Source organism: Streptomyces sp. NPDC005374, assembly GCF_042872225.1.
Classification (GTDB): Bacteria; Actinomycetota; Actinomycetes; order Streptomycetales; family Streptomycetaceae; genus Streptomyces.
This window is the reverse complement of record NZ_JBIAKA010000032.1, coordinates 20,192-38,070: the sequence shown is the minus strand read 5'-3', so window position 1 is coordinate 38,070 and position 17,879 is coordinate 20,192. Positions and strand designations below refer to the sequence as shown.

Sequence of the window (17,879 nt, the reverse complement as noted above, 5' to 3'; positions counted from 1 at the left end):
CGCCCGCCGAATACGAAGCCAACTACTACCGAGCGACCACGAAACCCCAGGTCACAGTCAACATCTGAGATCTCTATTGAACCCGGAACGGTTCAATGGAGCGCATCCGCAGTGGCCTCGGACGAATCGAGGCTTTCGTCAGGCGGCGCATGCAGGGTCTGGAGGCGGACCTTGCGTCGGTGAAGGACCGCACTGTGCAGTGCCCCTACTGCCGACAATGGGCCATGGTGGCGGTCGGTTGGCGGGACATGGGACACATGCCCCACTGCTTGTTCTGTTCCGTGACGCTGGACGCAGGGCTGGCCGCAGAAGAGTACGCGCATCGCATGGGGCTTCCGTGGATCGACCCTCTGCCCAACAACGTCAGCCAGTTCGTCCGTCCTCCGGTGGAGGCGTGTCCGGACTGCCGTAGCGAGACCTTGGTGCGCGGTGCCGTTACCGCTGCCGCTGCCGCCCCTGATTGTCCTACCAACTTCTGTTTCTACTGTGGCGAATCCTGGTTCGATCTCTGCGGGGTCTGCCAGCGACCGTTTCGGGCTGTGGACGGGCGGTCTCTCTGCGACCGCTGCCTGGGGCAGAACGGCCGATGACGATCACGGCACCATGCTGCAGCAGGAAGCAGCACCAAAAGTGGCCGCGTGTCTGCACCCAGTTGCCCGTTATCGCCCAGGCCATTGACCACCGCCGGAGGGCGAGTTCCGGCAGTCTCCTGGTTCTCGTTTCCCGCCTCGGCGAGTCGTCCCTGAAGCCACCTCATGTTACGAAACCTCCTCAGAGGACTTCATCTCCGCAGGCCAAAGACCTGCGAGTGAGGGGCTGTTGCGGTCCGGGGCCTCGTGTGAGAAGGTGCGCGCAGGTTGCGGACACACACATGTAAACGCAATCGCTCCTGCGCCCCCTATGAGGGATGCGGGAGTTTTTTCGTTTCGGGCGGCCACGTGCCGCCCGTTCGTGTTTCTGCCGTTCCTTCGCTCACCTGACCCCGGTCCGTCGACCGGGGTCTTTCGCATCTCTGGAGGCTTTTGTGGACGTCCTGTTGGCTGGTCCGCCGATCTATGCCGTGTGCCTCGTCACCACCATGGTAATGCTCGTCGCAGTCGTGGCCTGGTCCATTCGGGCCGCGCTGGAGAAGTGCAGGAGCGAGGACGTGCCGGAGATGCTGGTCGGGCTGAGTCACGTGATCGGGGCGCTGTCCTGCTTCCTGCCATGGGGCAAGTGGCGCAACGCTCCCGGCACCGCGCCCGATCCGCCGGCACTGGAGGACAAGCCTGGCGCCGCCGCCGATGTGGCCCCGACAATCAGCAGCACTGCCGGACAGGCGGCGACACCCCAGTCACCCGCCCCAGGAGCGGGCACGACAGCGGGGCGGTTTCCGGCCGCAGGAGAAGGGGGTGAGTCATGAGGCAACAGCGCGCCTTCCAGGACCCAGCCAAGGGCCGCACCGACGTCATCACCATCGCCTGCCTCCTCGGCGCTCTCGACGACCTTGAGGCCACCGCGTTGATCACGACGGCCGTCCTGGAGTGGCCACGCGCGCAGACGGCGCGGCTGCTGCGCTGCTCGGAAGAGGAGGTGCAGATTGCGTACGAGAGCGCCCTCATGAAGGTGCGGCCGCTGGAAAATCTGGTGATGGCGCCAAACGAATGCAGCGAAGGCCCACTCCCCATCTCGCCGGAGCTGCGCACCTGGGCCCGGCAGAACTGCGAGCAGGCCGTCCGTCCATGCCACCACTGCGAGGCGCCGTTTCTGACGCGGCATTTACTCGCGGCACATGGGGGCCGGCCCCGCCGGTTCTGCTCGAATGCCTGCCGCCAGGCGGCCTACCGGACACGGCGGGCCGCAGGACCGCAGATGCCCTTGACCATCGCGCCCTCAACGCCCGACAGGCAGCGGGTGAACAATCAGTTCGCCGTGACCTGTTCCTCGCAATACGATCGGCCGCGAGAACTCGGCGCGGGCCTCTTTCTCCGCTGCCTCGTCTTCCAGGGGCACGAAGGCCCTCACCGCACTCTTACGGGTGCCCCTCCCGGCACTCGTACCGAGTTGGCCTGGGCTGTCTGGGAAGACCCGTCCTCACCAGTGGACTGGAAGAGAACGTGCGGGCGCCGTACGGTCGATTGCAGCACTGTTGGCGGCTGCGACTGGTCGTGCATCCGCCGGCATGGTCACATTTGGTGCGCCTTGCCGCACGGTCATTCAAATATGTGCCTGAGTATCGAGCACAGCTCGTACCCGACGGGTGCTCGACCGCTGGACCGCAACCTGGAGAAGGCCCTGCGCCAGCGTCTCTCGGCACCCCAGCCGCGGGACGAAGCCATAGCGCTCGCGTCGGACAAGTTGCTGCAACCTGCCAGCGAGGCTCATCGTGTCGCTGATGCGTAACTTGATGCCGGTGGTTTGGCGGGTTGGGAATGATCCATGTGGCCGGCAGGGCCCGGGACATTGCTGTGGCGCTCGCATGCGGATGGCCCGCCCTCAGCTTGGGCGGGCTGACACATTCGGTTGATGGATAATGGCCGCGCACGTCGGCGGCCCTTGCACTCGATTCTTCAAGCTCCCTTCATTCCGACGGCACTGAGCTCTTGCACGCGATCAGGCGCCAGACGCTGCTTGCGCGCCCGGCAGTTGGCGATGAACACGCCCAGCGCATGGTCGTCGCCGTCCATGGTTTCCACGCGCTGGCGAGGAACTTCAGGTGTCATTCCCACTGGTGGTTCCGGTGGGCAGCAGCGAGGTTATCGGCCCACATCTGCGCCCGTGTCCGACCCACGGCCCTCCGCCTGCCTGATGCAGACTCTCGCCGCATCTCGCGCCCCGAAACGTGAACACCGCGGCGTGCCAAACCAATGGCAGGCAGGAGGTGCCTTCTGCCCGGTCCCGGCCCCGACTCCTTGGGATTGGTCATGCCGACAGGCTGGCGTCGTGCGGCTCCGCCTGATCGCGGTGCCCGCGCGGATGGCTTTGCGTGCTCCTGTGAGCCGGGCACGCCAGGCTGACGGTATGGCTTCCCGGCTACCTGGTGTGATCCTGCAGATGCCCGATGGGGCGGCGGGCACTGTCATTCGGTGTCGCCATACTGGCGGGTGCGACAGGGCCCCGGTCTCCCTGTTGGGGTGGGGCCCTGGTACCGCGCTACGTCATGGCGTAGGCCACGGCGTAACCGATCGCGCCTACGGCCACCGCCGACAGCCCAAGCGCCGCGCCTTGCTGCTTGGCGATCTTGCCGAGGTACGCGCTTCCGATCAGGGCAACCATCATGGCGACTGCCGCCTTTTCCTTCTTCGACATCTGCTTCACCTCCCTCTACGCAGAGTTGGGAGAAGGATGGCAGGTGGGTCTGACAGCGGCTCCTGCGTTGATCAAGTGGCGCGGCGACAGCACAGTGTGGCGGTCCGCCGCCATCGGCGCAGACAGACTCCCTGTGCCGTAGGCCGCTCTACCCCAGGCGGGCCCGTTCAGAATCCGCTTTGGGGCTTTCCCGGCCGGCTTCGTAAGCGGCCACGTCGGGCTCATGGTCGAGCCAGTGCTGGCACACGGTCCAGCGGATGTGAGGACTGCCCGCATCGCGGAGGATGACCTCGGCGACGAGGTCCCGGGCGCAGCTTCTGATTCCGTGTGCGCTGCAAACGATGCCGTCCTGCTGCGGCTGCGGGGCATCCCACCGCACGATCTGAATGATGTGCGACTTCATGCCCGACACCGTAGCCGGGCACTGACACTAACTGTGCCGAACGGCCAATCCGGCTGCTCGGACGGTCATGGGCCGGCCGGAGGGTCGTTGTAGGCCGCCTCGATCGCACCGGCATTGATTAGCGCGATCCGCAGCTGTTCATGCTCGGCTGTGCCCTGCACAGCGCTCTGGGCAAAGAGCCGGGCCGCATGCCCTTGGATCTCCTGCCGGTGAAAGGAGTCCACGGGGGCACCGAGCATGGCTGCGGCGATCAGCAGGGCATCGGCCGAGCCGGGGTGGCGCGCTGCCCGTTCGGCGATCGCGTAGGGCACCTCCAGATCCGGCTGGCGGGCCACGGTGCGGGCGGTCAGCTCCAGCCAGGCGGCATCGTCGAGGCGATCGGCGTAGGCGAACCGGCCCGCGCCAGTCAGAGCAGCGGGCTCCACCTGTGCCTCGAGCGCGGAGCGCCACAGCGCTGCCGCACGCTCGGGCCATGGGCTCGCTTGATCACAATGGATCACGGCCTGCGCGAGGTGCGACAGCAGCTCGGAAACCGCCTGCACCCCGCCGTCCTGAGCGGCGAGTTCCGCCAGCAAGGCGGGGGCTGGGCCCAGCACCTGGGAGCCGTCGAGGAACGACACGATGATCTTGCCGAGGACGGGAGCGTCGTCCGGGCCGGCCGCCACCTGCAGCAACGCTGCACGGTCCAGGTGTGCCAAGATCCCGGCGTGCGGCCGCGGCTGACGCAGCCAGGCAGCGGCGGGCCGCCAGGCAGCGTCGAGTGCATAGAGCGGCTCGGCGTGTTCCTCGACCCATGCCGCATCGACGTCCGCCAGCTGGCCCAGACACATGCCTATGACGGCCAGGGCCTGGTCGTCAGGCTCGTCCGCCAGCAGGCGGCCCAGCACACCGCGGGCCGGCTCGGGCAGGGCCTGGCCGGTGCGGTGAGCCTGCTGGAGGGCCCAGGCGATCAGAGAGATCAGCGCCGTCCCGCCCGGCTGGTCCAGGGCCGCCCACAGTGGCCGCGGGGTGTCTGTACGGGGCCGTGTCCAGCCGGTGACCAGATCCTGCAGCCACTCGACGGCGCCCGCTGCCTCCCCAGACGTCATGTCCAGCAGCAGGCCGCTCTCCCACGCCCGGTGCAGCAGGTTGCAGATCACCTGCTGCAACTGCTGGGCGCCCGGGCTGTCCTGCCTGGCTGCCGGGCGCGCGGCGAAAGCGGCCAGTGCGATCGCAGCGAGTTCGCTCTGGGAGAGTTTTTCTTCGCGCGCGGCTCGGTGCAGGGAGCTGAAGTAGGCGGCCAGCACGGCCGGGGTGCTGGCCGCGGCCGCCGCCACACCGTGCGGATCACGGGCCCACAACTGCGGATCCTGGGAGACCAGATCCCCGAGCAGACCGGCACGAGCGCCCTCAGCGTCGACGTCGCCGCGCGGGACGGGCGCGACGGCCAACTGGGCGACCGCGGCGGCCGGCCCGGCCTGCGCCGCCTGGACGGCGAACACATCCGGGGGCAGACCGCCGTGCCTTTCGACCCAGGACGTGATCCGCAGGCGCGGCAGGGGACGTGCAGGTGCAGGCTGTCCCGTCAGGCCGGTGAGCATCTCCAGCATCGGTCCCCACGGCTCCAGCACCTGCGGGGCAAGAACCGCAGACAAGTCCCAGACAGTCCGCCAAGCATCCGGCAGCGGCTCGGAGCCCGCTTCGTAAGCGTTCTTCCAGGCAGAGATCTCCGACGCGGACGGCGCTTCTCCCAGGCCCTGGGCCAACACCGCGTGCAGATCGGCACGGTGCTCCTCGGGGCAGGCGTCCTCCAGGAGGGCTAGGAAGTCCGCGACATCCGCCCGCGCAGATCCGGATACAACCAGCCGGCCCGCCAGCGGCAGGGCCCGCTCCCACCAGGCCGCGGCCGAGTCCAGATCGGCCCGGTCGTCGTCATGCGACTCCAGCAGGACGGCCGCGCGCAGCCGGTCGGCACCAGCACCGGCCGGCAACTTGCTGCCCAGCACCCGCCAGCGCTCCGGCAGCGGGACACCGAGCCGGGCGTCCTGCCGGGCCAGGTCGAGCACAGCCCGCATCAGGGTGAACAGCACATCGCGCGGTGGATCGGCGAAGGAAATCTCCCGCAGGTCGTTGACCATGCTGATTCGCCATGTGTCGGCCTCGGCCAGAGGCCCGGCGAGCACAGACGCCAGCGCGGACCGAATGATTCCCCCCAACCGGTCCCCGGCCGGACGCAGCCGACCCCCCGGATGGGCGGTGTGGACCAGCGCCTGTGCCAGCTGCGCGGCCTCCCAGGACTCCTCGGTGCCGAAAGACGGGGTGCGCAACACCGCCTCGACGACGGACACCCACTGCCCGTTGCGATCGGACATCGGGACGTCCCGGGCCCAGAAACTGATCCGCAGCAGCACATGGCGGTCCTGCTGTTGCCGGGCGATCTGCTGCAGCAGCGCACATGCCGCCATGCCCGCCCCGGCTACCAGGCTCACCGCGGTGCTGACCGCGCCCGGGCCGCGCTCTTCGATCGCGGTGAGTTGATCCGCCACCCACCTGCACAGCTGCGGTGGATCGGCATCCAGGAGCCGCCGCAGATAGGGCAGGGCCGGCCAGCGGGAGGCTTCCGGCAGCAGCCGCTCCTGCGGCAGCAGGTCAAGCCAGCGTCGGCTCACCGCCGCACGGAAGAAGTAGCTTCCAGCGCGCGGATCCGACATCGACGCGACCTCGTCCGCATCCTCTTGCGAGGGCTGCTCGCTGAGCGCCAGCCGGCGCAGCCTTTCGGCACGTTCCGGCAACCCCAGAAAGAGCTGCTCGAAGGCGGCCATCACGCCCTCGAACCGCTCGCGGGACTGTTCAGGCGTGGCACCCGACCCGTGCACGACGCCGGAGGTGTCGCGGTAGAACCGGGTCCAGGAGTTGCGCACGGCCTCCACCTCGGCCAGGCCCATTTCCTGCCGTGTCAGTTCCTGCACCAGGTGCCCGATCTGACGGATACGCCGTCCGCCCGGATTGGCCTCCTCCGCGCGCAGCGCATCGACTGCAGCCTCAAGCTCATCCAACAGCCCTTGCGGGAGGGACCCGTTGGCCCGGCAGGCTTCGACGGCGGACTTGGCTGCGTTCATGACCGTGTCCCTGGCTGCCTCGATGCCCTCAATGTCCTTCGGCGCCAGGTTGAGGATGCTGTCGATCGCTCCCCGGCAGCAAGACTGCGCAACCTCGTAGGGCGCGTTCCACCAGCCGGGATCGGACAAGACCGCCGCCGCATCCCGCAACAGGTTCAACGCGCGCTCACCGTGCGGCCCTTGAGCGGCCAGTGCCGTGGACAGCTCGGCGGAGACAGCGAAATTGGGGGAGCCTGCATCGCCGCCCAAGGGATCGTTCTCGACGCTCACTCGACCACCGTAGCGAACCCGTTGGCGCCAGCGGTCCTGCGCAGCTGGCCTCGCACCCCCGCAGCCCCAGGGCTCGTGGCGACCGTCGGCCGATATGAGCCGTTGTCACAGGAGCAACGTGAGCGACACCAGCGCGGGGCTGGGCAACTGTCTACGAGCGACTGACCGCGGCCGGGACATGACCTGCACCAGTAGACGCCAGCGAAGTTGCGACGCTGTCCGGTGTCGCCACCCCATCCGGCATACGCAAGTACCCGCACCGACCCCGCCGCCCGGTAAGTGCGTGCGCCAGCGTCAGGGCCCTACGGGAGGGCAGCGTGGCGCGCCGGCAGCTCCCCGCCGCGCATCTCAACGGCCTCCGGACCCACGCCCGTACCGAGCCGACATCGAGCTTCGCAGCCCCGAACAACCGACGAGTATCCAGCTCACCGGCCCATCTCCCGCCGCGCCTTCCAGAAAGCCGAGACCACCCTCGCCGAACGCATCCACGCCGTCGGGGGAGAAGCGAGCTGGCTGGCGGCACACGGACCGCCCGCGAGTGGCTATAGGCGGACGAGCGCCAGCCGATCCGTACGAGTCCACCTGGCGCGAGGCAGCCTGGCTCCCCAGCGGGCTACTGCGCTGCCTCGGCCTCCTGAACACCGTTGCCGTCCCACAGGTCGTCACCGGCGACGGGGCCCGGCTAGGGAAGCGGTGGATTCTGGATGGGTGTGGCTCTTCTGCAGTGAGCTGGTGATGCCGTGCGCCGTTGCCGTTCGTTGTCGGACGGTGGATCGTCGTGTCCCAGGACGCGGTCTTGGAGGCGGCAATGGCGTCGTGGCTGGAGGAGCTCGATCGGCGGGAGGCCGCTGCGCGCGAGGAGATCGCCGAACTGCGGGACCGAAATGGGGAGTTGAGCAGGCGCCTGGCTGGGCGGGAGGAGGTTCTGTCCCGGCTGGAGATCACCCGGGAAACGATGACCGAGATCCTGTCCGGCAACGAGACGGTCACGGTTGCCGCGGTGCAAGCGGACTCCGACGGGGCGGGAGTTGAGGAGTACCGGTCCCCTGCGGGATCACCGGTGGGGGTGCGGCTGGTGCCGCAGTGGACGCCCGGGCTGGGGATGGACGTGCTGCCGGGTTCATACCGGGACATCGTCGAGGTTCTCCAGGACGCGGTGCATCCCATGCGGGCGCATCACCTGTGTGCCGCACTGGGCCTGTCGACGGACAAGAGCAAGGTGGAAGGCTTCCGGTCGAAGCTGAAACGCCTGGTCGAGCGGGGCTGGCTGACGGAGGAGGGACCGGGACTGTTCACCCCTTGCGAGGCTCTGGCGGCGGCCGGGGATGCGCCGGAGCAGGCCGGGGCTTCCGACGTGCGCCGCCGCGCCGATGTGGGGTCGGGCTCTCGTCCCTAGCGTCGAAGGTGCCACCCATTCGTCTGCCCGGAAGCGAGAGCCCGATGACCGCAGGCTATGCGGCCGCCGCGGCGGCTGACCCCTTTGACCGAGCCGCTTCTTTCCTCACTCGTCTCATCGATTCCCTCTCCCGTCCCGAAGCTCTGCTCCTGCCCCATGAACAGGTGGAGGAAGACGCCGAGAACGGGGCGAGGGAGCTGGCCCGCCTCCTCCTGCAGGGCCACTTCGACCTGCGCGCCCGCCGGGAGGAAGCCGAACTGGCGATGCTCGACACCGGCGGGCGGGCCCAACTCGCCGCGGGTCGGACCCGGCTGGAAAAGAAACACCGACGTCAACTGGCGACCGTGGTCGGGCCGGTGACCGTCACCCGGTGCGCGCTGCGCGGCCCCGGCCTGCCCAACTGGTATCCGGCCGACCGGGTGCTGGGACTGCCGCGTGAGCGGCACAGCCTGGGACTTCGGCGTCTGGTCGTGCTGGAAGCCGTCCGCGGCTCCTACTGCCACGTCCTGGAGGCGATCGAACGCCGCTGCGGGGCGCGGGCGGTGGGCAAACGCCAGGCCGAACAGCTCGTGCGGGCAGCCGCGGTGGACATCGCCGCCTTCTATGCCGCCCGCACCCCTGCCCCGGCAGCAAGCACGACCCTGTTGGTGCTCAGCGTCGACGGCAAGGGGATCGTGATGCGCCCGGGACACCTGCAGGAGGCGACGCGGAAGGCCGCGGAACAGGCGACGCGCACGTTCCGCACCCGTCTGTCCGCCGGGGAGAAGACCTGCCGCAAGCGGATGGCCACCCTCGCCGTCGTCCACGACGCGGATCCGGCCGTGCGCCGGCCGCACGACATCATCGCCCCGCCCGGCGGCCGCACCACCCGCCGCGCTCCGCGCAAGGGGCCCAAGGCTCGCGCGAAGTGGCTCACCGCCTCGGTGGAGCACGACGCGGACCAGGTCATTGCCGCCGCGTTCGACGAGGCCCAAGCCCGTGATCCCCAGCACCGCCGACGCTGGGTGGTCCTGGTCGACGGCGCTGAGCACCAGCTTGAGTTGATCCATGCGGAGGCTGTCCGACGCGGCGTCACCGTAAATGTCGTGCTCGACATCGTCCACGTGATCGAGAAGTTGTGGGCGGCCTCGCGGTGTTTCCACACCGCCACCGATCCGGACGCCGAGACCTGGGTCGGGGCCCAGGCCGCCCGGATCCTGGCCGGTGACAGCGCCGGAGCCGTCACCGGCATCCGCGCCCACGTCGACCGGCTGGGCCTGTCGCCAGACCAACGGGCCGCAGCGGACAAAGCCTGCCGCTACCTGGACAACAACGCCGCCTATCTCCACTACGACAAGGCCCTCGCGGCCGGATGGCCGATCGCCAGCGGCATCGTCGAAGGCGCAGCACGTCATCTGGTGGCCGACCGCCTCGATATCACCGGCAGCAGGTGGACCGTCCCTGGAGCCGAAGCTGTCCTGACCCTCCGGGCCCTCATCAGCAACGGCGACTTCCCGCAGTACTGGACCTTCCACACCCGCAGAGAACGCGAACGCCTCTACCCCCGGCCCAGCCAGCACAACTACGAACTCCTGGCCTGACCAGCAGGCTCACTCCAAAGAGCCGCACTCGGTCTCGGCGTTCGGGTCGGTGGCGGTTCTGGGCGGCCGGACAGACGGCGGACGGTCACGACATCTCCTCGCGGGTGACGGTGACGTGCTCCCAGACACGGCCTTCGAGCCGGTCAGCCGCGCCCGGGTTGACGACGATGAGGCCCCTGCCGCCGCGTTCAATGACGCGGATCTTGACGGTTCGGCCGTCGGCAAGATGGACGAGGTCGCCGAGTTGGAAGTCGTCGGCGGGGATGTGGAGTTTAGGCACGGTGGTGGCCCTCTCTCGGGTCAGGCGTCGGGCTGCATGATGGCGAGGATGGCCCGGAATTGGTCGGCGGTGACGTCGCCGCGCACCGCGATGCCCGCCTCCTGGAGTTGCGTGAACAGTGCGTCACGCTGCTTGACGTCGTCGTACTGGTCAGACGTGTACAGCTTCGCCCGCACGCCGATGTTGCCGTCCTCGATCCGTTCCCGCGCGGCAGCTTCCCGCCGCTCGATCTCCTCCAGCCACGACACCATCGCCGACACCCCCGAAACCCGGACACCCGACACCATGACGATCGAGCAACCACACCCCGGTCAGCAACCACGCAGGCCAAAGCGGCTCACTGGAGAAGAGCCGCACCCATTCCACTTCACCGAAGGCTCCCTGTGTCCGCCACCAGCCGCTGCCCGGCCCGCTCGGCCGAAGCCCGCCGCGCCGCCTGCTCCGGGTCCCCCTGCGCGGTGAGGAGGTACCGGACCGTGGTCGTGCTCCACCAGTGGCCCAGCAGTCGCTGCACCTCCCACAGGGACATCCCCCGCTCATAGTTGTGTGTCGCGCACGCGTGACGCAGCAGATGAGGAAACAACTCCTCTACCGGACCCGGGAGATGCGCCACCGAGGCAGCCCGCAGCGCCCGCCTGAACGTCGAGGGCACCATCTTCGGCGCGACTGGCATGTTCAGCGCCGCGACCGCCACGGGCAAGCGCTCGGACGGAAACAACGGCGCAGACGGATGCTCAGGATCGTCCCGGAACAACCCGCGCAACTCCTCCACGTACCACCACAGCAGCTCCCGTCCCTGCTCGAACAAGAAGGCCTCGCGCTGCCGCGGCCCCGACCCACGAGCTCCCTTGCCGTGGACGAGGAACCGGCCCCACTGGCCCGACTCCCAGTGCACATCGCGCATACACACGCCGCACAGTTCGGCCGCTCGCACGCCCGACAAGTAGGCGATCTTCGCCATGACGTAGTCGCGGCACGCGACCGCCTCCTTGCGTGCCAGCGGCAGAGCACGCCGCCACGCAGCGAAGAACTCCCGCATGGCCTGCTGCGACGGCGGCACCCGCAGACCGAAGTCACCCCGGTGGCGTGGCCGGTTGAACGGATCGATCGGCGACTCCACGACCGCACCGAAACGACGGCTGATCTCACCCGCGTACCGCTGTTCGAGGAACGCGAAGTACCCGTCAATAAGGTTGATCTTGGTGCGAACGGTGGAGCGGGCCCGCTTGCCCGGTCCGGCGAAGTAGCGGTCGAGGTCTCGCGGCTGCAGGCGCCACGGCGCCAGATCCAGGTACTCACAGATCTCGATCACAGGCTTCACGAGCTTGTCGACCGTTGCCGGCATCAGGCCCGCCGCGTCGCGTGCCCACTGATACTCGGCGAGGGTGTCGAAGAAGTAGTCACGCTCCGACAGGCCGTCCCGCTCGCCGCGGCGACGGTGCAACTGGAAGACCTCAGCCAGCCCGGCGGCGCCAAGCTCCTCCGCCGGCCTTGGCTCCACCACGCTGCGACGAGTTCCGGATTCATCCACGAACACGCAGATTACGAACCACGCTCGTAGATTCTGCGAGTTTCTGCGGAAACTCCACCGATTCAGGGATACGTCGAACACAGGTCTCGGACCTGCTGACACGCAACAGATCGCACGCAGAGATCATCTACGAACCCGTGCGTACTCCAGTTATCAGATAAGCGGGGTGTTCGGTCGCGGCCTGGACGGCGCTGCGGCCCCGGCGGCGCGCGTGGCGTTGCAGCTCATCGCCGAGGCGCGAGAGCTGATCGCGCTGGCGCAATTTTCCCTGGGTGACAAGGCGTTGGAGATCGAGCCGATGCGTGCGGTGGGCGGGTCGATGCCGAACGGTTCCGACGATCTGTACATGGTCCGAGAGTCGTTGCAGATCTTCGCTGACGGTATCGGGGCCGCGGGCCACGGTGGAGGACTGGCGGTGGACCGCCAACCGGTGGCCGGCCGCGCGGCGCAGGGACGGCGTCTCTTTCACCGTCCACCGGGTGTTGGCGTCGGTAAAGGACGAGGCCGAACGGTGGGCGGCGATCGAGGATCCGCCGTTCAACCAGCGCACCGGTCAGCGCCGCTGGACGCCGGACTCCGCTAAACGGCTGGTGGGGCAGCGGGTGGAGCATCCGGTGACGGTGGAGGAGAAGGTCCAGGCGGTGACCGACCTGGTCCGCGACGACGACGTCGCCGGGCAGGTCGCCACCGGTCTGCTGCGGCGCCCGGCGGTGTCCTCTCATCACCCTCATGACCAGGCGACTGACCCGGAAGAAGCCAGTCCCCGACGGGGCGAAGAAGCAGACGCCCACCGTCTGATCTAACCTTGCACGCTTTTAGACAGGTACATTGACGACACGTCATAACCATTGCGTTGATACATAGCAATGGCTGTCTCATTGCTTCCCATGACGTTCAAGTTGAGCGACGTCTTGCCCTCGCGGGCAACGAGTTCCTCGGCGGCGTTGAGAATGGCGGATCCGTATCCGCGGCGCCGGAACGGGACGTAAACGTTGATGTCATAGAGCCAAGCTGAGTTCGTGGTGCCTGCAGCTTGGCGCGGATCGGGACCAATCCACGCGGTCCCTACAATCTCGCCTGAACCGTTCTCCGCCACCACGAGATGATGACCAGCTGTGTCGAGCCCATCGGGGAGGAACTGAGCAGTGCCCTGACGTGTCCGCTCTCGTGCCAGCTCTTGGGGCATGAACTTGCCGAGTTCACGAGTCGTCTCGGCTTCGCGATGCTCAGTCGCTGCGTCGTACTCCGACGGCGTCATCTTCCGCAAGGTCACCTTCTGCGCGTCCATGCCACCATCTTCCACTGGTCACTGAGCCTTTTCAGTGTGGCCACTGATCGAGTGATGGGGCAGCGTGAGGTCGGGGCGCGCAACGGACAGGGCTCCCGTGCCGTTGAGGGAGGTGTTCGACGTCTCAACTCAGCAGCACAGGAGCCCTGTTGGTTCCGTATCCTGCCGCACTCGACCTGCCTCACGCCGTGGTCGAGTCGGTCACGATGCTCATCGTCACCCGTGAGGGTGACCGGCGGTGCAAACTCCCGCCGCACCGCCGTGCGCTGGTCGCACTCGTGTATCTGCGCCGCCACGACACCCTCGCCCGTATCGCCAGAGCCTTCGGTATATCTGTCGGTACCGCCCATGCCTACGTCACCGCGGTCACGGGTCTGCTCGCCGAGCAGGCGCCGGGCCTGCTGAAGACGCTGCGCGCGCACGCCCGGACTTCCTGAACAACCAGAACGGCCCGTTCGAGGACGCGTACGTGAAGCTGTGCACCGGTTACAACGGCACCGGCGACTGCAGCAAAGTGCTGGGTCCCGGCTACGGGGAGTACCTGAACCTGACCCCGATCAACTCGATCGTCCTGTACCGGTAATTCCCAGCGGTCCCGTCATCTCCTCCGCCATCACCCGGCCCGCCTCGAACTCCAGCGTCTCGTCCCCATGGCCTGGTCGGTGTCGAGGCCGTCCAGTTGCTCCAGGGGCAGGTTCGGGCGCACATTGGCGACCACCGACTGCAAGGCCCTGAGCGTTGCCGAGGCCGTGGAACTCCAGTTGGAGAAGTAGGAGAACTGCCACACCACAGGGCCTCGGTGGTGCGGCCGGCACGGTAGTGGGCCATGCCGTGCCGGCCGCAATGACGTCGGCGAGGTCGTCGGAGATCCGGGCGGGCACGGGGGCCTTACGGGGCTCGTAAGGGTCGAAGACCTCGGAGTAGACGTCGACCGGCTCCAGGAGGCGGGCGAAGTTCTCGCGGAGTTCGTCGACGTCTGGTTCCGGGCCCAGATCGGGCTCCTCGGGGACGATGTCCTCGTGGGCGCCCAGGCGGCCGTCGGCCATGAGCAGTTGGGAGACCTCCAGGAGGAGGAAGGGCACTGCCGAGTCCGGCTCGTCGCCCTCGGTCACCTCCGTCACTGGCGAAGCCGCGGTCGGGTTCGGTGTAGAGGACGAAGTGGGCCCACCCCCGGGCGGGATCGTATACCGGCTGCAAGAAGTCATCTCATTTGGCTGCCTGGGTAGGCTGTCGGTCGTGGTGGGGATCGTTGAGCGGCTGGTGCCGGATGAGTTGTTGGAGCTGTTCCAGCGGGTGGTGCCGGAGGCGCCGGTGCGCTCCCCGACGTCCTATACCAATCCCCTCAAGGCCCAGGGCGTCATCGATTACGGCTACTCCGACACCAACCTCGCCGACTGCGAGGAAGACCACATGGCCCGAGTCCTACTCCGGCACCAAGACCGCCAGCACCAAGGACGGTGTGGAGACCAAGCTGAAGGACGCCGTCTGCGCCGGCACCATCACATGTCCGCCGCCCGCGGGTGTGGACGCACATGAAGTGAACCGTGCTCGGGCGAAGTTGGCGCTGTTGTTCACGATGCCCGCCCTCGGAGCAGAGCGAAGGCGCGTGTCGTGGGGGAGGGCCGGTCAGGCAAGGGTGATGCTTTTCGCCTGGGGGCCCTTCTGGCTCTGGGCCACGTCGTAGTTGGACCTTCTGGCCTACCTGGAGTTCACGGAAGCTCTGGGCGGCGATGGTGGAGTAGTGGGCGAAGACGTCCGGGCTGCCGCCGTCCTGCTCGTCGCAGAGGGACTCAACGGATGTCTCACCGGCCCCCTCCGTCGGCGTTCAGCAGGGTGGTGCCCGCGGGGGTCAGGGTGTGCAGGACGGATGGGCCGTTGCGGCGGCTGAGGAGCAGGCCGCTGTTGCGCAGGACGGTGGTGTGCCGGGTGGCGGAGGCCGCGGATACGCTGGCGAGCCGGGCGAGTTCACCGGTGGTCGCGCCGGTGGCGGAGGCCCGGAGGATGGCGGCGCGGGTCGCTCCGATGAGCGCACAGAGCGGGGCCGGTGAGGCGGGCGCCCCGGTGTGGCCGTCGTCGGGGGCCTGGTGACGCAGGGGGTAGACCAGGACGGGCGGGAGGTCGGGGTCGGCCAGGGCTACGGGGGTGCCCCGGCAGAAGTAAGAGGGGACAAGAGTGAGCCCGCGGCCGCGCAGATGCAGATCCCGGTCGACGGGGTAGTCGACCTCCAGGGTCGGTCTCAGCCAGCGGATACACGGGCCCAGTCCCGCGAGCAGCCCTCCGGTGCCGTCGTCCAGCAGGGCACGGGCGCGGAGCCAGCGGTCGGCGTCGTGGTGCGCTTGCATGAGATCGCGGTGCGGAAGAAGGGCGATGCCGTGATAGGCCCGGATCGTCTCGACTAATTGACCGCGGGTTTCCGTATCGGCTAATCGCCGGGTCCAGGAGGGAACGCTTCGCACTCTGGCCAGCATTCGGATTTCGTGCTGGACGAGGCTGTGGGGAGCGGAGAGTATCGCCTCCAGTCCTGCTTGCAGGCCCTCGGCCGCCGCGTCGGGGGTGAGGAAGTCGGGGACGTAGATGCCGCGAGGGTAGAGCGGCAGCAGTACCTCACGGACGGCTGCGGTCAGTCCCTTCTCCTGCAGGGCCTGGCGTGTGATGCGGTGCCACTGCTCGTAGGGCCGCAGGTTCCGTCGGCCCTGGAGCCGGCGCAGACTGAAGTAGATCTCCCAGAGTGGATCGGGTCTGGACGCGACTTGAACACGCGCTAAATCGGCATCCGTGAAATGGATACGGAGCATTGAATTCCTCTCGTCTGCCTCGTCTTTTGCGCTGGCGCGTAAAAGTATGTGAAGGAGCACAGGAGGCTGGCAAGGTCGTCTCGAATCCCGGTGCAGAACTGGGCGGTCTACGAGACGAAGAGGATATTCCGGATGCGATCGAAGATCATGAAGCGGGCGTGTGTCACCGCCGCGACCATCGCCGCGCTCACCGCCGGCGGCCTGGCCGGTGCGGGCACCAGCTTCGCGGCCTCCGCCTCGTCCTCGGTGCCCGCGGCGGCGTCGGCGGCGAGCGCGGAGGCCATGGGCGTGCTCGCCGTGAACAACCTGGGGCTGGACACCGCCCACGCCACGAGCTGGCAGTGCCTGCTGCGCGACCGGGCGAGCCTCTTTGGTTTCCCCGGGCCGGGCACCATCGACGGCCAGCTGGGTACCAACAGCTGGAAGGCGGCGCAGAACTTGTTCAAAACCCTGGGCTACTACAGCGACTCCATCGACGGGATCGTCGGCCCCAACACGATCAAGGGGCTGCAGCAGTACCTCAACCTGCACGGCGCCAGCCTCACCGTCGACGGGATCGCCGGACCCGCCACCAAGTCCGCGTTCTGGAACTTCGCTGGCACCAACCGCTGCTGACCTGGTCTCGCCTCCGACCGCACACACGCGCACTGCTGCCCGTCCTCGCCTCAGGGAGGACGGGCAGCGGCCCGTACCGCGACACACGACCGCCCTTCCCGTACGAGAACACACAGGGAGACACACCCGTGGACCTCCCGGACCGCCAAGACCTACGGGGCGCCAGACGCCCCGCATTCCCCTCCCCGCTGCCCGCCGGACGTTCCTTGGCGCGCTGGGCGCCGCGGCCGTACTGGGCACGACAGCGCTCCCGGCCTCGGCCGCCACCTATCCGCTGCTCACCCGCGCCCAGTGGGGAGCCGACGAAGCCCTGCGCCACACCGCCACCGGCCCCGAGCGCTGGCCCCCTGCCTACTACCCGGTCCAGACCCTGACGGTCCACCACACAGCGGACGGCGGCGACAGCCTGGAGGCGGCCGCCCGGGTGCGCGCGATCTACCGCGCCGACGCCGCGGAGTACGGCGACCTCGGTTACCACTACCTGATCGACGCGGCCGGTCAGGTGTACGAGGGACGCTGGTCGGGCACCGACGGAACAGGAATCCACTCGTGAGCCACCACCCACTACGGCGGCCATTACCGCTGATCGCCGTACACGCAGAGACGGCCGCGAACGCCGAGCAGCGGGGGACCGAGCTGCTCGGCGTTCGCGGGCGCAAGCCCTGGTGAGGTACACGCGGCCATCCGCGCCGGCGCCGTGGAAGGCACTCAGTCGGAGTACGACCGCCGCCTGGCCTGCTGCGGGAGGAGGGCTTAAGTCTGCAGGCCAACTTCAAGACAGCCACGTCCTACTCGGCCTGTCCGTGCCTGCCGAGTCTCTGGCAGCCCGTCACAGGTATTGCGACACCAGCAAGTACCCTTCGCCCTCTTCCGTGCTCGTGTCCTTGCTCCAGCAGGCCGGCCTGGATGCTGCAGCCTCCCAGCGCGCGAACCAGTCGTCGGGTTCATCGAGCCAAATGTCCGGCCGGTCAGGGAACTGGCTGCCGGTGATGTCAAGGACTATGCCGCCACGGGCGGCCCACGCGTGCGTGCGGTAACCCGATTCGGCGCTGCCCTGCCTGCCCATCACGTACAACCAGGTGCCCAGGCCAGCATTCTGGAGGTGGATACAGAGCATGGCAGTGGCCTTTCCGCAACTTCCCCTTGGAAAGTTCTGAAACGCGGTCAGGACGTCGGCGAGTCCATCCTGGGCGATAGCGGTCTGGATCGCGTTGCGGAACCGTTCGACTTCATCTCGGATCCGTGCGAGTGGCAGGCTGTGAGTCACCAGGCCATCATGCCTGGGCTCCAGTTCTTGTGGCCGTCGCTGTGCCCGGCGTCGAGATCGGGTGGTCA

Annotated in this window: 19 protein-coding genes and 3 pseudogenes; 9 read left to right on the top strand and 13 right to left on the bottom strand. The window is 68.1% G+C overall.

The window, feature by feature from the left end:
• Positions 1-1,024: 1,024 nt before the first annotated feature.
• Positions 1,025-1,402: a hypothetical protein gene (locus ACFYRX_RS45685; protein ID WP_389113211.1), complete on the top strand. Its 378-nt coding sequence runs from the start codon at positions 1,025-1,027 to the stop codon at positions 1,400-1,402.
• Complete coding sequence (locus ACFYRX_RS45680; protein ID WP_389113210.1) at positions 1,399-2,382, top strand: hypothetical protein; 984 nt, start codon at positions 1,399-1,401, stop codon at positions 2,380-2,382. Before ACFYRX_RS45685 ends, ACFYRX_RS45680 begins: the two co-directional genes overlap by 4 nt.
• Before the next feature lie 167 nt (positions 2,383-2,549).
• Here the strand turns inward: ACFYRX_RS45680 and ACFYRX_RS45675 are convergent, their stop codons facing one another.
• The 4 genes from ACFYRX_RS45675 to ACFYRX_RS45660 form a co-directional block, all read right to left on the bottom strand.
• Positions 2,550-2,666 (bottom strand): helicase associated domain-containing protein, encoded by a 117-nt coding sequence (locus tag ACFYRX_RS45675; protein WP_389113209.1) that lies wholly within the window; start codon positions 2,664-2,666, stop codon positions 2,550-2,552.
• Between the two features lie 466 nt (positions 2,667-3,132).
• Entirely contained in the window at positions 3,133-3,288 is a 156-nt protein-coding gene (locus ACFYRX_RS45670; RefSeq protein ID WP_389113207.1) for a hypothetical protein, read from the bottom strand.
• Between the two features lie 148 nt (positions 3,289-3,436).
• The gene (locus ACFYRX_RS45665) at positions 3,437-3,691 is read right to left on the bottom strand and encodes a hypothetical protein (RefSeq protein ID WP_389113206.1); all 255 of its coding nucleotides are present in this window, start codon (positions 3,689-3,691) and stop codon (positions 3,437-3,439) included.
• Positions 3,692-3,756: 65 nt separating this feature from the next.
• Positions 3,757-7,059 (bottom strand): hypothetical protein, encoded by a 3,303-nt coding sequence (locus ACFYRX_RS45660; RefSeq protein ID WP_389113204.1) that lies wholly within the window; start codon positions 7,057-7,059, stop codon positions 3,757-3,759.
• Positions 7,060-7,837: 778 nt separating this feature from the next.
• Here ACFYRX_RS45660 and ACFYRX_RS45655 point away from each other — a divergent pair.
• On the top strand, positions 7,838-8,455 hold the full coding sequence (locus tag ACFYRX_RS45655) for a hypothetical protein (protein ID WP_389113203.1): 618 nt from the start codon (positions 7,838-7,840) through the stop codon (positions 8,453-8,455).
• A 44-nt stretch (positions 8,456-8,499) separates the two neighbouring features.
• Positions 8,500-10,035 carry an ISKra4 family transposase gene (locus ACFYRX_RS45650; protein ID WP_389113201.1) on the top strand — a complete coding sequence of 512 codons (1,536 nt, stop codon included), beginning with the start codon at positions 8,500-8,502 and terminating at the stop codon, positions 10,033-10,035.
• Between the two features lie 85 nt (positions 10,036-10,120).
• Here the strand turns inward: ACFYRX_RS45650 and ACFYRX_RS45645 are convergent, their stop codons facing one another.
• The 4 genes from ACFYRX_RS45645 to ACFYRX_RS45630 form a co-directional block, all read right to left on the bottom strand.
• Complete coding sequence (locus ACFYRX_RS45645) at positions 10,121-10,315, bottom strand: hypothetical protein (RefSeq protein ID WP_389113199.1); 195 nt, start codon at positions 10,313-10,315, stop codon at positions 10,121-10,123.
• Between the two features lie 20 nt (positions 10,316-10,335).
• Positions 10,336-10,566 (bottom strand): hypothetical protein, encoded by a 231-nt coding sequence (locus tag ACFYRX_RS45640; protein WP_389113197.1) that lies wholly within the window; start codon positions 10,564-10,566, stop codon positions 10,336-10,338.
• 116 nt (positions 10,567-10,682) lie between these two features.
• The gene (locus ACFYRX_RS45635; protein WP_389113196.1) at positions 10,683-11,846 is read right to left on the bottom strand and encodes a tyrosine-type recombinase/integrase; all 1,164 of its coding nucleotides are present in this window, start codon (positions 11,844-11,846) and stop codon (positions 10,683-10,685) included.
• A 127-nt stretch (positions 11,847-11,973) separates the two neighbouring features.
• Complete coding sequence (locus ACFYRX_RS45630; protein ID WP_389113194.1) at positions 11,974-12,315, bottom strand: hypothetical protein; 342 nt, start codon at positions 12,313-12,315, stop codon at positions 11,974-11,976.
• A 10-nt stretch (positions 12,316-12,325) separates the two neighbouring features.
• Between ACFYRX_RS45630 and ACFYRX_RS45625 the strand changes: the two genes are divergently transcribed.
• Positions 12,326-12,649 (top strand): DUF6192 family protein, encoded by a 324-nt coding sequence (locus tag ACFYRX_RS45625; RefSeq protein ID WP_389113193.1) that lies wholly within the window; start codon positions 12,326-12,328, stop codon positions 12,647-12,649.
• On the opposite strand, the gene ACFYRX_RS45620 is transcribed toward ACFYRX_RS45625, so the two are convergent.
• Complete coding sequence (locus tag ACFYRX_RS45620) at positions 12,646-13,134, bottom strand: GNAT family N-acetyltransferase (RefSeq protein ID WP_389113192.1); 489 nt, start codon at positions 13,132-13,134, stop codon at positions 12,646-12,648. The two genes, ACFYRX_RS45625 and ACFYRX_RS45620, sit on opposite strands and share 4 nt — an antisense overlap.
• A 149-nt stretch (positions 13,135-13,283) precedes the next feature.
• Between ACFYRX_RS45620 and ACFYRX_RS45615 the strand changes: the two are divergent.
• Positions 13,284-13,550, top strand: a pseudogene (locus ACFYRX_RS45615) (transposase family protein); the annotation flags it as partial.
• A 141-nt stretch (positions 13,551-13,691) separates the two neighbouring features.
• On the opposite strand, the pseudogene ACFYRX_RS45610 reads toward ACFYRX_RS45615, so the two are convergent.
• A pseudogene (locus ACFYRX_RS45610) lies at positions 13,692-14,255 on the bottom strand (DUF5063 domain-containing protein); the annotation flags it as partial.
• A gap of 115 nt (positions 14,256-14,370) precedes the next feature.
• Between ACFYRX_RS45610 and ACFYRX_RS45605 the strand changes: the two are divergent.
• Positions 14,371-14,670 carry a hypothetical protein gene (locus tag ACFYRX_RS45605; RefSeq protein WP_389113191.1) on the top strand — a complete coding sequence of 100 codons (300 nt, stop codon included), beginning with the start codon at positions 14,371-14,373 and terminating at the stop codon, positions 14,668-14,670.
• 90 nt (positions 14,671-14,760) lie between these two features.
• Here the strand turns inward: ACFYRX_RS45605 and ACFYRX_RS45600 are convergent.
• Together ACFYRX_RS45600 and ACFYRX_RS45595 are read right to left on the bottom strand one after the other, a co-directional pair.
• Positions 14,761-14,911: pseudogene (locus tag ACFYRX_RS45600) on the bottom strand (cold-shock protein); the annotation flags it as partial.
• 25 nt (positions 14,912-14,936) lie between these two features.
• Positions 14,937-15,929, bottom strand: coding sequence for an ArsR/SmtB family transcription factor (locus tag ACFYRX_RS45595; protein ID WP_389113189.1), 993 nt, complete (start codon positions 15,927-15,929; stop codon positions 14,937-14,939).
• A gap of 132 nt (positions 15,930-16,061) precedes the next feature.
• On the opposite strand from ACFYRX_RS45595, the gene ACFYRX_RS45590 reads away from it, so the two are divergent.
• A complete protein-coding gene (locus ACFYRX_RS45590) occupies positions 16,062-16,544 on the top strand; it encodes a peptidoglycan-binding protein (RefSeq protein ID WP_389113187.1) in 483 nt (160 codons plus the stop codon).
• 424 nt (positions 16,545-16,968) lie between these two features.
• Positions 16,969-17,097, top strand: a complete 129-nt coding sequence (locus ACFYRX_RS45585; RefSeq protein ID WP_389113186.1) for a hypothetical protein — start codon at positions 16,969-16,971, stop codon at positions 17,095-17,097.
• 276 nt (positions 17,098-17,373) lie between these two features.
• On the opposite strand, the gene ACFYRX_RS45580 is transcribed toward ACFYRX_RS45585, so the two are convergent.
• Positions 17,374-17,811, bottom strand: a complete 438-nt coding sequence (locus ACFYRX_RS45580; RefSeq protein WP_389113184.1) for a hypothetical protein — start codon at positions 17,809-17,811, stop codon at positions 17,374-17,376.
• Positions 17,812-17,879 lie beyond the last annotated feature (68 nt).